Raw genomic sequence first — 12,797 nt, forward strand, 5'->3', positions numbered from 1 at the left:
GGGCGGTGCACGCCAGTTCTGGCGCGTCAGGAGACCGTGCAGGAATCCAGGAAGCGGCGGACCAGGTCGTCGTTCCAATCCTGGTGGTCGATCGGCAACCGGGCGACCAGCCAGTTGCCGCCGAGTTCGACCTGACCGACCTCGCGCCCACCCGCGTTGCCGAGATGGAAGACCTTGCCATCGGACTGGACCGCGCGGACTCCGCTCAACGGCTGCGGTGCGTCGGCCGCGAACAGTTCCAGCTGTGCGGCCGCTTCGGCCGTGCGCGCGCTCGGCGGGGTCAGGACGACCCGCTTGGCGTCGCTGCGCGGGGCGGCCGTCCAGCCCTGCGGGGTGAGGGTGCAGGCGATCGAGTTCCAGGGCTTCGGATTGGTGACCAACTGAACCCTTGCCATCGAGAACGTCGCGACCTTGTCGCCGTCATCGGCCGCTGTCGACGGTGCCGCCGATCCCGACGTCGCGGCACTGGGCTGCGGCGTGGTGGCGTCGGTGGCGACCTCCGTCTCGCCACCACCCCACCACTGCGACTCGTCACCGGCCACCAGCACCGCCGTGGTCGCCGCGGCCACGCACAGGACACCGGTGACCCGGCGGCGCGCCTTGATCCGGCGCAACGCCCGGCGCCCGCGGGCCACGTCCGCGTCCACGTCCGCCGGTGGCAAGCCGTCGGCCGTTCGATCGGCGAACTGCTCCAGCAGCCTCTTCACGTCGTCCACGTCAACTACTCCCCGTCGCAGGGTCCGAGGCCTGGTCGTCGGCCATCAGATCCTTCAATCTCTTCAGCGCTTTCGCGGTCTGGCTCTTCACGGTGCCCTCGGTGCAGTCCAGGATCCGTGCGCAGGTCGCCACGTCGAGATCCTGGAAGTAGCGCAGCACCAGGACCGCCCGTTGCCGTGGCGCCAGCTCCAGCAGTGCGCTCCGGACCGCCAGCAGGTCCGCGTGGTCGGTGACGTCGGGCTCCCGCGGCTCGAACGGCTCGGCCGTCATCACCTCGGGATGGCGTCCACTGCGCCGCCGTTCGTCCAGGAACGCGTTCACCAGGATCCGGTGCGCGTACGGCCCGGCGCCCTCGTGCCGGATCCGGTGCCAGTGCACGTACACCCGGGTGCACGCGGTCTGCACCAGGTCCTCGGCGGTGTGCACGTCCCCCGCGGTGAGCAGCAACGCCGTCCGCAACAGTCTGGTGCGGTCCGCGAGCACGTACTCACGGAACTCGGCCTCGCGGTCACCCCCTCGCATCCACAGCCCCCAGGCCCTCTTCCACCTCGTCTACGTCGGGGGTGCCCTTTCGGTTGCCTTCGAGGGCACGAATTGCCCGCTCGACCAGATCGGGGGCGTCGTACGGGAGCCAGACGATCCTCGGGTCCTTGCGGAACCAGGAGTCCTGCCGGCGGGCGAAGCGGCGGGTCGCCTGCGCGGTCTGCTCGCGGGCCTCGGCTTCGGACAGCTCGCCACGCAGCAGCGCGATCACCTGCGGGTAGCCCAGCGCGCGGTTCGCCGTCCGGCCGTCGAGCAGGCCCTGGTCGATCAGCCCGCGCACCTCGTCGACGAAGCCCTGCTCGAACATCCGGTCCACCCGCCGGCCGATCCGCTCGTCCAGCTCGGGACGTGGCACGTCGAGCCCGAGCTGCACCGCGCCGGGATAGATCGACGTGTGCCCGGGCAGTGTCGCGGCGTACGGCGCTCCGGTGATCTCGATGACCTCCAGCGCGCGGACGATCCGGCGGCCGTTGCTCGGCAGGATCTGCGCGGCGGCCGCGGGATCACGCTCGGCCAGCCGCTGGTGCAGTACGCCGGAGCCGTGCTCGGCGAGGTCCTGCTCGAGCCGCTCACGGACCGCCGGGTCGGTGCCGGGGAACTCGAACTCGTCCAGAATCGCGCGGACGTACAGCGCCGAACCGCCGGCCAGCACCGGCACCACCTGACGGCGCAGGCAGTCGTCGATCGCCGACCGGGCCAGCTGCTGGAACTCCGCGACCGTCGCGGTCTGCGTGACATCCAGGACGTCCAGCAAGTGATGCGGTACGCCGGCCCGCTCGGCCGGGGTGATCTTGGCCGTGCCGATGTCCATCCCGCGGTAGACCTGGTAGGCGTCGGCGCTGACCACCTCACCGCCCAGGTGCTTGCACAGAGCAACGGACAGGTCGGACTTGCCGGCCGCGGTGGGACCGACGACGGCGACGACGAGTGGTGCGGCCATCGGTCCAGTGTGACAGTGCGTGGGCCGGGACCGCCCGAACGGCGTGAACTCTGGGACAAGAGCGACGGGTGGGGGTTGTGGAGAACCGGTTCGTTCGAGTAGGAACAGGGAGTAGTCAGACCACCGATCGGGAGGGAACCCGCAGTGACGAACCAGTTCGAGGAAGAGACCGCGGCGGCCAAGGACGCGCTGGACAACGGCCCGCAGCTGAGCGGCGGTGACGTGGAACTGAAGGGCACCAAGGGCGGCGACTCCGGTGGCGACGTCGAAAGCGGTGGCGACGTCGAGAGCGGCGGGGACGTCGAGAGCGGCGGCGACGTGGAAAGCGGCGGCGGAAACTGAACGACGTCCCACCGCTGCGGCCTCGCAGGTGGGATGATCCCGCTAGCTGTCTGTAAGCAGTTCACTACGCTAGAACGGGAACCCAGATGGGCATCTTCGACAAGTTCAAGGGCAAGGCCGAGGACCTCAAGGACAAGGCGACCGATCTGGTCGACTCCCACGGCGACAAGGTCGGCGACGGACTCGACAAGGCCGGCGACTTCGTTGACGACAAGACCGGTGGCAAGTACGGCGACAAGATCGACCAGGGCGTCGACGTCGCCAAGGACCGCCTCGACGGTCTGGACGGTCAGGACGACGACATCACCAACAAGCCGAACCCGGCCTGACCCGGTAGCTGACGAAGGGCCGCAGGAGTCTCCTGCGGCCCTTCCGCACGTTTCGGGTGCCCTGGGCAAGCACCGGTCCGGGCCGCGCGGACCGGACTGTCGCCGGTGCCGTCTAGGGTTCTGGGCGTGGAGCGATTTCAGGTGGTGCCGGCGGCGTACGTCGTCCTGCGGCGCGGTGACGAGGTGCTGATGCTGCTGCGGGCCAACACCGGCTACATGGACGGCTACTGGGCCGTCCCGGCCGGGCATGTCGAGCGGGGCGAGTCGGTGCTGGCCGCGGCCCGGCGCGAGGTGCTCGAGGAGGTCGGCGTCGACATCGATCCCGCCGACCTGGTCCCGCTCACCGCGATGCACCGCACCGGCGGCAACGGCGACCCGATCGACCAGCGGGTCGACTTCTTCTTCACCGCGACCCGCTGGACCGGCGAGCCGACCTCGATGGAGCCCGGCAAAGCCGATGCCCTCGGCTGGTACCGGCTCGACCAGTTGCCCGAACCCGTCGTCCCGCACGAGGCACGCGTCCTGGAGGGGTTGCGCACGGGCGATCTCCCGCCGGTGATCGCCGAGGGCTTCGCCGGCTGATCTGCTTCTCGCGGACCGGGCGCTGACGCCGGCGGCGGCCACTCGGAATCAACCAAGAGCTCGGCGGCGGGGTTCCGCCCGCCGCCGGCGGCGGGTTCGGCCGGCCGGCCCCGCCGGTTCGCCCGCTGTTCACCGGGCCGGAGGCAACCACCTCTACAGTTCCTGCGTTGTCAGCGAACTCGTGGAGGCACCGATGGACCAGCAGTACGACGGAACCAGTCGCCGGCGAATCCTGCAGGCGGGCGCGCTCGGCGCCGGGGCGGCGTTGATTCCGGGGGTCGCCGCGGCCGGCCCGTCGGGCAGCACGATCAGCTCAGCCGGAGCGACCGGCGGCCGGGGTGCCGCTCCGGACAACCCGCGGTTCACGCTGGCCGTCGTACCGGACACGCAGTACCTGTTCGATCTCGACCGTGGCGACTCCGCGCCGCTGACGGCGAGTTTCCAGTACCTGGTCAAGAACCGCGGCGTCGAGAACCTCGCCTTCACCGCCCATCTCGGCGACATCGTCGAGAACGCGCAGGCGTCGGAGTTCGCCCAGGCCGACCCGGTCTTCGGCGTGCTCGACCGGGCCCGGCTGCCGTACAGCGTGCTGGCCGGCAACCACGACATCGACGCCTCGAAGGACGACCAGCGCGGCGATTCGCCGTACCTGCACGTGTTCGGCCCGCGGCGCTTCCGCCGGATGAGCACGTACGGCGGCTCGACGCCGGACGGCTACAACTCGTACCACGTCTTCCGCGCGGGCGGCCGGCAGTGGCTGCTGCTGGCGATGGACTGGCGCCCGTCCGACGCCGGCTTCGCGTGGGCCCGCCGGGTGATCGCGGACCACCCGCGGCTGCCGGTCATCCTGACCACACACGACCTGGTGTACGCCGACGCCGGTGACCCGGTCGCGAAGTTCTCCGACCACGGCAACCGGGTCTGGGAGCAGCTCGTCAAGGACAACGACCAGATCTTCCTCACGCTGAACGGCCACTACTGGCCGTCCGGCCGGGTGGTCCGGCAGAACGCGGCCGGTCACGACGTGCACCTGCACATCACCAACTACCAGGACCGCTACTACGGCGGCAGCGGCATGATCCGGCTCTACCACTTCGACCTGGCCCGCAACGTGATCGACGTCGAGACGCTGTCGCCGTGGATCCTCGCGCAGGATCCGGCCCGGCGCAGTCTGCTGGCCGAGGACGAGATCGAGCTGACCGACGACACGAACCGTTTCAGCGTGCCGATCGACTTCGCGCAGCGGTTCGCCGGGTTCGCGCCGGTGCCGGTTCGCCCGGCGCGCCCGGCTTCGAAGCTGGTGATCCCGGGCACGGTCGCGTACTGGCGGTTCGACGGGCCGGTGCAGTCGCGGGTGACGGACCACTCCGGACGCGGCAACCACCTGACCACGGCGTACCTGCCAGGCAGCCCTTCGGACAGCCTGCGGGCCTCGGACGAGTTCCACCCGGAGCAGCCCGGGCACGCGAGCTGGTTGTTTGCCGGAGGCAAGAAGCCGGCGCGCGGGGGTTACCTGGCGACGGCCGCCGATGCAGCCCTCAACCGGCACACCTTCCGCGGCGGCTACACGATCGAGGCGTTCGTGAAACTGCTCGACGACGGCGCCGACCACTCGTGGATGGGGTTGCTCAGCCGGATGGGCACCGGCACCGACGTGGGCAAGACCGGCAGCGACCCCTCGGAGCCGGTGGTCAACCTCGGCTTCTCCGGCGGGCGTCAGGTGCAGTGGGCGGTCTACCCGCTGGACCGCAACGACACGTTCACCAACTGGGGTCACGAACAGGTCGCCGGGACGTGGTTCCACCTGGCTGTGGTGAACGACGGTCGCCACACCACCCTGTACGTCGACTCGTCGCCGCTGCTGCGCAACCCGGCGACGCGTTCGAACGGTCTGGCCACCGCCAACCTGCCCTGGTTGCTCGGCGCCAACCACTACGACAACACGATCGAGCAGGCCTTCGCCGGTCACATCGGCGAACTGCGCATCGTCGAGCGGGCGCTGCAGCCGCAGGAGTTCCTGACCGCCTAGAGGTACGACCGGATGAGCTGGTCCTGTCGGGGCAGCAGGGCCAGCTCTTCGGGGGTGAGCGTGACATTGCGGCCGCGCGACGCCAGCGCGGCCGGCAACTGTGAAGTCGGGTCGATCGAGTTGGCGAGGTAGGCGCCGAGCGCCTCGCGCAGCAGTGGGGAGAGCTCGGCGAAGGCCGGGTCGAGGGCGACCTGGGCGAAGACGATCGCGGTCATCGCCACGTCGAACTCCGGCGGGCCTTCCGCGGCGTTGCGCCAGTCGATCACCACCGGACCGTCGGCCGTGAGCAGCACGTTCTCCGGGTGGAGATCGCCGTGCATCACGACCTGACCCGCCGTGCCACTCGGCGCGGGGATGGCGTGCAAGCGCCGATGCAGCTCGGCATGCAACTCACCGAGCTCGACCGGACCGACCTCCCCGGCGATCGCCGCGGCCGCCAGCGTCGGCCCGTCGAGCCGCTGGATCACCATGTCGGCTCCATCGACCCGATCGACCGCCGGCACCGGGTACCCGTGCCGGCCGACCCACCGCATGAACTCGGCCTCGTCCCGCACCGGATGCCCGTTGCGGTACCGGCGCAGGACCCACTCGTCGTCGATCGCGTAGACGTCGGCGTCCCGCCCGGAGGCGAACGGCTCCGCCTCCGGGGACAGCATCAGTTGACCTGGCAGCCGCCGGCCACCGGCTCGAGTGGGGCCGGCTTGCCGATGGTGGGCAGGCCGAGCATGACGCCGGGAGCCGGGGTCGCCGGCGTCTCCTGCGCGCGCTCCCACGCGTCGCCGGCCCGCGTACGGCGTACTGAACCGAAGACGTCGGCGACCAGGTGGTGCGGGGCTCCGTAGGTGACCTCGACGGTCGCCATGTCGCCGGGGCGGGGACGCTCGACGCCCTCGGGCAGCGCGAAGTGGACCAGGCGGTTGTCGCGGGCGCGGCCGGACAGCCGGTGGGTGGTGGCGTCCTTGCGCCCCTCGCCCTCCGCGACCAGGACCTCCAGCGACCGGCCGACGAGGGCCTTGTTCTCTGTCCAGGCCATCTCGTCCTGCAGGGCGACGAGCCGCTCGTAGCGCTCCTGGACGACCTCGCGCGGGACCTGGTCCTCCATCGACTCCGCCGGAGTGCCCGGGCGCTTGGAGTACTGGAACGTGAACGCCCCGGCGAACCGCGCCTGCCGGACCACGTCGAGCGTGCCCTGGAAGTCCTCTTCGGTCTCCCCGGGGAAGCCGACGATGATGTCGGTGGTGATCGCCGCGTCCGGCATCGCCGCGCGCACGTCCTCGATGATCTTCAGGTACCGATCACGCCGGTACGAGCGCCGCATCGTCTTCAGGATCTGGTCCGAGCCCGACTGCAGCGGCATGTGCAACGAGGGCATCACGTTCGGCGTCTGCGCCATCGCCTCGATCACGTCGGCGGTGAAGTCGCGCGGGTGCGGCGAGGTGAAGCGGACCCGCTCCAGCCCGTCGATCTGCCCGCAGGCGCGCAGCAGCTTCGAGAACGCGTACCGGTCGCCGAACTCGACACCGTAGGAGTTCACGTTCTGGCCGAGCAGCGTCACCTCGAGCACGCCCTCGGCGACCAGCGCCTCGACCTCGGCCAGCACGTCGCCCGGCCGGCGGTCCTTCTCCCGGCCGCGCAGCGCGGGCACGATGCAGAACGTGCAGGTGTTGTTGCACCCGACACTGACCGACACCCACGCCGAGTACGGCGACTCGCGGCGGGTCGGCAACGTCGACGGGAAGACGTCCAGGGACTCCAGGATCTCGACCTGGGACTCCTCGGCGATCCGGGCCCGCTCCAGCAGCACCGGCAGGGAACCGATGTTGTGGGTGCCGAACACAACGTCCACCCAGGGCGCCTTCCGGGTGATGGTGGCCTTGTCTTTCTGCGCCAGGCAGCCGCCGACGGCGATCTGCATGCCCGGCTTCTTGGCCTTCACCGGCGCCAGGTGACCGAGATTGCCGTACAACTTGTTGTCGGCGTTCTCCCGGACCGCGCAGGTGTTGAAGACGACCACGTCGGCCTGGTCGCCCTCGGGCGCGCGGACGTAGCCGGCGTCCTCCAGCAGCCCACGCAGGCGCTCGGAGTCGTGCACGTTCATCTGGCACCCGTAGGTGCGGACCTCATAGGTACGCATAACAGCCACCAAGAGTACGTCCCGGGGTGGACATTTCCCTACCTGGGCTGGCTGCCTGCATCCCCTGACCCGCGCGGTCGCAGCCGGGACAGTCAGAGGCATGAACAGCTCTCGCCGTCAGTTCCTCGCCCGTTCCGCCGGAGCCGCTGCTGTCGTCGCCGGTGGCACCTTCGCCTCCTCCTCGCCCGCCGCCGCGCTGGTCGCCCCGCTGGGCGCCGTCGGGACCACCCGGATCACCGCTCTCACCGGTGTCACCGTGATCGACGTCGCCACCGGGCACCGCGCCCGCCGGCAGACGGTGCTGATCAGTGGCGACCGGATCATCGGCGTCGGCCGCATCCCGGTGCCGCGCGGCGCCACCGAGCTCGACCTGACCGGGAAGTTCGTCGTCCCCGGTTTGGCCGACATGCACGTGCACAGCCTCGGCGACGAGCACGTCTCGCCGCCGCTGTACCTGGCCAACGGCGTGACCACCGTTCGCGAGATGGCCGTGACGGATCCGGTGCTGTACCACTGGCGCGACCGGATCGACGCCGGCACGTTGCTCGGCCCGCGCATGGTGGTGGCCAGCCAGATCGTCGACGGAGATCCGACGCTGTGGGACCCGAACCTGCTGCACGTCCTGGTGGTCGACGACGAGGCGGGCGCGCGGGCCGCCGTACGGCGGGTGAAGGCGGAGGGCGCCGACTTCGTCAAGGTGTACTCGCGGCTCGGGCCCGCGGCGTACCGGGCGATTCTGGACGAGGCGCGGCGGGTCGGGCTGACCGTGCACGGCCACGCGCCGGACCAGGTCTCGGTCCAGGAGGTCAGCTCCGGCGGCCAGCGCAGCATCGAGCACATCCACGCGCTGGCGCTCTCGGTCTCCAGCCGTGCGGCCGAGGTCCGCCGGATGCAGCGCGCCATCACGATCAGGACCGGCGACTACAACAGCTGGTTCCGCCAGGTGCACCCGATCGAGTGGATCGCCGCGAACTCCTTCAGCCCGGCGCGGGCCGCCGAGGTCTTCGGGCTGCTGCGCCGCAATCGAACCCGGATCACGCCGACGCTGACCATGCACAACGTGCTGGACCGGCCCGATTTCACCGGGCTCGACCCGGCAGTCGGCAAGTACCTGAGCGCGGACTCGATCGCCACGTACGAGTACGTGCTGGCCGAGCTCTACACCGCCAACCGCCCAGCGGAGGAGATCGCCCGGCAGCAGCGGATGTGGAACTACCGGCAGCACTTCGTCGGCCAGTTGTTCGCCCACGGCGTGCCCGTCTTGACCGGAACCGACACCGGCGCGCCGTGGACCGTGCCCGGCTTCGCCCTGCACGACGAACTCGAACTGCTGGTCGGCGCCGGGGTCACCCCGCGCCAGGCCCTGTACGCCGCCACCGTCGAGCCCGCCAGGTTCCTCGGCCTGAGCGACGATCTGGGATCGGTTGCCCCACGCAAGATCGCCGACCTGGTCGTCCTGGACGCCGATCCGCTGCTGGACATCCACAACACCCGCCGGATCCACACGGTCGTCACCCGCGGCCGGGTGATCTCGCCCGCGGCCCGCGCGCGGATGCTGGCCGACGTCGAGGCCGCCGTACAGGCTCCGCCGGCCGGGCCGGCGCTCGTGGCGGGCGGGTGCTGCGGCGGACTGCGGCACGAGCGCTGACCCCGAAACCTGACCGGTAAGTCCTGACATCGAGCGACAACGCGCGGACTGTGACGACGGCGTCACAGTCCGCGCTCACCGTCGCAGATCGTTACCTCCGTGGAATCGGGGGGCCGTGCGAGGCAACCCCCGCCTCGGCTAGGTTCACGCCATGAACGATTCCGTCACCTCGACGAACACCGTTCCGGTGAAGACCGGCCTGGTCTCCCTGACCGGCGTCAACAAACACTTCGGTGACCTGCACGTGCTGAAGGACATCAACCTGTCCATCGGCAAGGGCGAGGTCGTCGTCGTGATCGGTCCGTCCGGGTCCGGCAAGTCGACGCTGTGCCGCGCGATCAACCGGCTGGAGCCGATCGACTCCGGCACGATCACGCTGGACGGCCAGCCGCTGCCCAGCGAGGGCAAGGCGCTGGCCAGGCTGCGCGCCGACGTCGGCATGGTCTTCCAGTCGTTCAACCTGTTCGCGCACAAGACGATCCTGCAGAACGTCACGCTCGGCCCGACCAAGGTGCGCAAGGTCGACGCCAAGAAGGCCGAGCATCGGGCGATGGAACTGCTCGAGCGGGTCGGGGTCGCCAACCAGGCCTCGAAGTACCCGGCCCAGCTGTCCGGCGGCCAGCAGCAGCGGGTGGCGATCGCCCGCGCGCTGGCGATGGACCCCAAGGTCATCCTGTTCGACGAGCCGACCTCGGCGCTGGATCCGGAGATGATCCAGGAGGTCCTCGAGGTGATGATCGACCTGGCCCGCCAGGACATGACGATGGTCGTGGTGACCCACGAGATGGGCTTCGCCCGCAGCGCGGCGAACCGGGTGGTGTTCATGGCCGACGGCGAGATCGTCGAGGAGGCTACCCCGGAGACCTTCTTCACCAACCCGACCTCCCGTCGCGCCCAGGACTTCCTCGGGAAGATCCTCAAGCACTAGACGCCCGCCGGCCCTGCGGCCGGTCGTTACCGCTCCACAACACGAAGGGGATTCCCAATGAGAATGCGCAACCTCGTCGCCACAGTCGGCGTCGCGGCCCTCGCGCTGACCGTCGGTGCCTGTGGCAAGGACGGCACACCGGCAGCCAGTGGTGGTGGCGGCAGCACCTCCGGCGACTGCGGTGACCTGCACAAGTTCGACGTGGCACCCGCGGCCGACGTGGCCGGCAGCCCGACGTACGCCAAGATCAAGGCCCGCGGCAACGCCGTCGTCGGCGTCAAGGCCGACCAGCCGAACCTGGGCTACAAGGACGCCAACGGCAAGCGCTGTGGCTTCGACATCGAGATCGCCCGGATGGTCTCGGCCCAGCTCGGCTTCGACCCCGACAAGATCGAGTACAAGGAGATCCCGTCGGCCAACCGCGAGACGGCGATCGGCGGTGGCGAGATCGACTACTACGTCGGCACCTACTCGATCACCGACAAGCGCAAGAAGCTGGTCTCGTTCGCCGGCCCGTACTTCGTCGCCGGTCAGGACCTGCTGGTCCGCAAGGGCGACACCTCGATGGACGGCGGCAAGGACTCGCTGAAGGGCAAGAAGGTCTGCTCGGCGACCGGTTCGACCCCGATCCAGAAGGTCAAGGACGAGGGCCTGACCGAGGCGAGCAACATCTCCGAGTTCAAGACCTACTCCGAGTGCGTCTCCCAGCTGCTCGACAACAAGACCGACGCCGTCACCACCGACGACGCGATCCTCAAGGGCTACGCGGCCAACGCACCCGACGAGCTGCGGGTGGTCGGCAAGCCGTTCAGCACCGAGAAGTACGGCATCGGGCTGCCGCTGGCCGACAAGGCGCTGCGGGACAAGGTGAACGCCGGTCTCGAGAAGTCCTTCAGTGACGGCACCTGGCAGGCCCTGTACGACGCGACGCTCGGCAAGTCCGGCTCGGCCGGCACGCCGCCGCCGCTCGAGAAGTACTGATCCACCGTCCGGCCACGGCGACCGGCTCCCACCGGCGCCGTGGCCGGTCTGCGTTCCCCTCATTCTCTGGAAGGTCGCGATGCTCTCGGTCCTCACCGACAACTGGGAACTGTTCCGGGAAGGGTTCTGGACCACGCTCAGGTTGTTCCTGATCTCGGGCGTGCTCAGCCTGGTGCTCGGCACCCTGCTGGCCGGTTTCCGGGTCTCGCCGGTCCCCGCCCTGCGTGCGATCGGCACCGGCTACGTGAACACGCTGCGCAACACCCCGCTGACGCTGGTGTTCGCGTTCCTGGTCTTCGGCGCGCCGAAGATGCAGCTGAACCTGCCCACGTTCTTCTGGTCCGCGGTCACCGCGCTGACCGTCTACACCTCCGCGTTCGTCTGCGAGGTGGTCCGGTCCGGGATCAACACCATCCCGCCGGGCCAGGCCGAGGCGGCCCGGTCGGTCGGGATGACGTTCGTGCAGGTGCTGAACATCGTGGTGCTGCCGCAGGCCTTCCGGGCGATCGTGCCGCCACTGACCAGCGTGCTGATCGCGCTGCTGAAGAACACCACGATCGCGGCCGGCTTCTCGGTCCTGGAGGCCGGGGCGATCCCGGCGGTGATGGCCGAGCGCGGTGAGAACCAGATGCTGACGCTGGTGTGGATCACCATCGGCTTCCTGATCCTGATCATCCCCCTGGTCTTCCTGCAGCGGTGGGCCGAACGACGGACGGCGGTGGCCGGATGAGCGCGGTGCTGTACGACGTCCCCGGACCGCGCGCGAAGGCGCGCAACCGGATCATCAACGCCCTGGTCGTGCTGGTCCTGCTCGGCGCCGTCGCGTGGGTGATCTTCCGGCTCAACCAGACCGGCCAGTTCGAGAGCCGGCGCTGGGCTCAGTTCCAGTACACCGCGATCCAGAACGAGCTGCTCGACGGCCTGCTGAACACGCTGCGCGCGGCCGGTCTGGCCGCGGTGCTCGCGATGCTGTTCGGCGCCGTCTTCGCGGCAGCGCGAATCAGTGACCACGCGGTCCTGCGGGCGCCCGCGACGCTGGTCGTCGAGCTGTTCCGGGCGATCCCGCTGCTGATCCTGATGTTCTTCTTCTACTACGGCAGCCTGCAGTACCAGCTGGGCCTGTCGCCGTTCTGGGCGGTCGTGCTCGGTCTGACGCTCTACAACGGCTCGGTGCTGGCCGAGATCTTCCGGGCCGGCATCGCCGCGGTCCCGAAGGGCCAGCGCGAGGCGGCGTACGCGACCGGCCTGCGCAAGAACCAGGTGGTCCGGCTGATCCTGCTCCCGCAAGCGATCAGGGCGATGCTGCCGGCCATCGTCAGCCAGCTCGTCGTGCTGCTGAAGGACACCGCGCTCGGCTTCATCATCACCTACAACGAGCTGCTGTACGTCGCCAAGCAGATGGGCGGCCGGCTGGAGTTCGGCTTCCCCTACATCCCGACGTACATCGTCGTGGCCGTCATCTACATCGGCCTGTGTTCCCTGCTGTCCGTGATCGCCCGCTGGCTGGAGGGCCGCTCCCGACGCTCCGGCAAGGGCGGCCCGTCGCCGGAGGCGGCTGAGAAGGCGATGGCCCCGGAGGCCACGCTCTGATCTCGGGCCGGCCCGGGTTGCGGTTCCCGCAGCC

At 69.8% G+C, this 12,797-nt stretch carries 14 protein-coding genes; 9 read left to right on the top strand and 5 right to left on the bottom strand.

The genetic code is table 11. The annotated features are described in order from the left end of the window. Positions 1–26 precede the first annotated feature (26 nt). From ACQPXM_RS27380 to miaA, 3 genes are read right to left on the bottom strand one after another with little or no spacing between them, the layout of a single operon-like run. On the bottom strand, positions 27–716 hold the full coding sequence (locus tag ACQPXM_RS27380) for a hypothetical protein (protein WP_432938479.1): 690 nt from the start codon (positions 714–716) through the stop codon (positions 27–29). Between the two features lies 1 nt (position 717). Further along, entirely contained in the window at positions 718–1,239 is a 522-nt protein-coding gene (locus ACQPXM_RS27385; RefSeq protein WP_432938481.1) for a SigE family RNA polymerase sigma factor, read from the bottom strand. Continuing rightward, a complete protein-coding gene (miaA, locus tag ACQPXM_RS27390; RefSeq protein WP_432938483.1) occupies positions 1,226–2,200 on the bottom strand; it encodes a tRNA (adenosine(37)-N6)-dimethylallyltransferase MiaA in 975 nt (324 codons plus the stop codon). The genes ACQPXM_RS27385 and miaA overlap by 14 nt, the downstream gene beginning before the upstream one ends. Positions 2,201–2,344: 144 nt before the next feature. Between miaA and ACQPXM_RS27395 the strand changes: the two genes are divergently transcribed. The 4 genes from ACQPXM_RS27395 to ACQPXM_RS27410 all read left to right on the top strand — a co-directional run bounded on the left by ACQPXM_RS27395 (position 2,345) and on the right by ACQPXM_RS27410 (position 5,482). Beyond that, a complete protein-coding gene (locus tag ACQPXM_RS27395) occupies positions 2,345–2,542 on the top strand; it encodes a hypothetical protein (protein ID WP_432938485.1) in 198 nt (65 codons plus the stop codon). Positions 2,543–2,628: 86 nt separating this feature from the next. Further along, complete coding sequence (locus tag ACQPXM_RS27400) at positions 2,629–2,871, top strand: antitoxin (RefSeq protein ID WP_432938487.1); 243 nt, start codon at positions 2,629–2,631, stop codon at positions 2,869–2,871. Between the two features lie 126 nt (positions 2,872–2,997). Beyond that, positions 2,998–3,453 (top strand): NUDIX hydrolase, encoded by a 456-nt coding sequence (locus ACQPXM_RS27405; protein ID WP_432938490.1) that lies wholly within the window; start codon positions 2,998–3,000, stop codon positions 3,451–3,453. Positions 3,454–3,646: 193 nt separating this feature from the next. Further along, entirely contained in the window at positions 3,647–5,482 is a 1,836-nt protein-coding gene (locus tag ACQPXM_RS27410) for a LamG-like jellyroll fold domain-containing protein (RefSeq protein WP_432938492.1), read from the top strand. Here the strand turns inward: ACQPXM_RS27410 and ACQPXM_RS27415 are convergent. Further along, a complete protein-coding gene (locus tag ACQPXM_RS27415) occupies positions 5,479–6,138 on the bottom strand; it encodes a phosphotransferase (protein WP_432938495.1) in 660 nt (219 codons plus the stop codon). The two genes, ACQPXM_RS27410 and ACQPXM_RS27415, sit on opposite strands and share 4 nt — an antisense overlap. Beyond that, positions 6,138–7,616, bottom strand: coding sequence for a tRNA (N6-isopentenyl adenosine(37)-C2)-methylthiotransferase MiaB (miaB, locus tag ACQPXM_RS27420; protein ID WP_432938498.1), 1,479 nt, complete (start codon positions 7,614–7,616; stop codon positions 6,138–6,140). The genes ACQPXM_RS27415 and miaB overlap by 1 nt, the downstream gene beginning before the upstream one ends. Positions 7,617–7,716: 100 nt before the next feature. On the opposite strand from miaB, the gene ACQPXM_RS27425 reads away from it, so the two are divergent. The 5 genes from ACQPXM_RS27425 (at position 7,717) to ACQPXM_RS27445 (ending at position 12,763) form a co-directional block, all read left to right on the top strand. Then, positions 7,717–9,264 carry an amidohydrolase family protein gene (locus ACQPXM_RS27425; protein WP_432938500.1) on the top strand — a complete coding sequence of 516 codons (1,548 nt, stop codon included), beginning with the start codon at positions 7,717–7,719 and terminating at the stop codon, positions 9,262–9,264. A 199-nt stretch (positions 9,265–9,463) separates the two neighbouring features. Further along, positions 9,464–10,192 (top strand): amino acid ABC transporter ATP-binding protein, encoded by a 729-nt coding sequence (locus ACQPXM_RS27430; RefSeq protein WP_432951098.1) that lies wholly within the window; start codon positions 9,464–9,466, stop codon positions 10,190–10,192. Between the two features lie 57 nt (positions 10,193–10,249). Continuing rightward, positions 10,250–11,173 (top strand): glutamate ABC transporter substrate-binding protein, encoded by a 924-nt coding sequence (locus ACQPXM_RS27435; RefSeq protein WP_432938503.1) that lies wholly within the window; start codon positions 10,250–10,252, stop codon positions 11,171–11,173. Between the two features lie 79 nt (positions 11,174–11,252). Then, positions 11,253–11,903, top strand: a complete 651-nt coding sequence (locus ACQPXM_RS27440; RefSeq protein ID WP_432938505.1) for an amino acid ABC transporter permease — start codon at positions 11,253–11,255, stop codon at positions 11,901–11,903. Continuing rightward, positions 11,900–12,763, top strand: coding sequence for an amino acid ABC transporter permease (locus tag ACQPXM_RS27445; RefSeq protein WP_432938508.1), 864 nt, complete (start codon positions 11,900–11,902; stop codon positions 12,761–12,763). The genes ACQPXM_RS27440 and ACQPXM_RS27445 overlap by 4 nt, the downstream gene beginning before the upstream one ends. Positions 12,764–12,797: the final 34 nt, after the last annotated feature.

It is taken from the genome of Kribbella sp. CA-253562, assembly GCF_050942265.1.
In the GTDB taxonomy this organism is placed as follows: Bacteria; Actinomycetota; Actinomycetes; order Propionibacteriales; family Kribbellaceae; genus Kribbella.

Excerpts from the sequence above, each read along its gene's own strand:
- ACQPXM_RS27425 (WP_432938500.1), top strand. The coding sequence starts at position 7,717 with ATGAACAGCTCTCGCCGTCAGTTCCTCGCCCGTTCCGCCGGAGCCGCT.
- ACQPXM_RS27385 (WP_432938481.1), bottom strand. The coding sequence starts at position 1,239 with ATGCGAGGGGGTGACCGCGAGGCCGAGTTCCGTGAGTACGTGCTCGCG.
- ACQPXM_RS27445 (WP_432938508.1), top strand. The coding sequence starts at position 11,900 with ATGAGCGCGGTGCTGTACGACGTCCCCGGACCGCGCGCGAAGGCGCGC.
- ACQPXM_RS27440 (WP_432938505.1), top strand. The coding sequence starts at position 11,253 with ATGCTCTCGGTCCTCACCGACAACTGGGAACTGTTCCGGGAAGGGTTC.
- miaB (WP_432938498.1), bottom strand. The coding sequence starts at position 7,616 with ATGCGTACCTATGAGGTCCGCACCTACGGGTGCCAGATGAACGTGCAC.
- ACQPXM_RS27435 (WP_432938503.1), top strand. The coding sequence starts at position 10,250 with ATGAGAATGCGCAACCTCGTCGCCACAGTCGGCGTCGCGGCCCTCGCG.
- ACQPXM_RS27400 (WP_432938487.1), top strand. The coding sequence starts at position 2,629 with ATGGGCATCTTCGACAAGTTCAAGGGCAAGGCCGAGGACCTCAAGGAC.
- miaA (WP_432938483.1), bottom strand. The coding sequence starts at position 2,200 with ATGGCCGCACCACTCGTCGTCGCCGTCGTCGGTCCCACCGCGGCCGGC.
- ACQPXM_RS27415 (WP_432938495.1), bottom strand. The coding sequence starts at position 6,138 with ATGCTGTCCCCGGAGGCGGAGCCGTTCGCCTCCGGGCGGGACGCCGAC.
- ACQPXM_RS27410 (WP_432938492.1), top strand. The coding sequence starts at position 3,647 with ATGGACCAGCAGTACGACGGAACCAGTCGCCGGCGAATCCTGCAGGCG.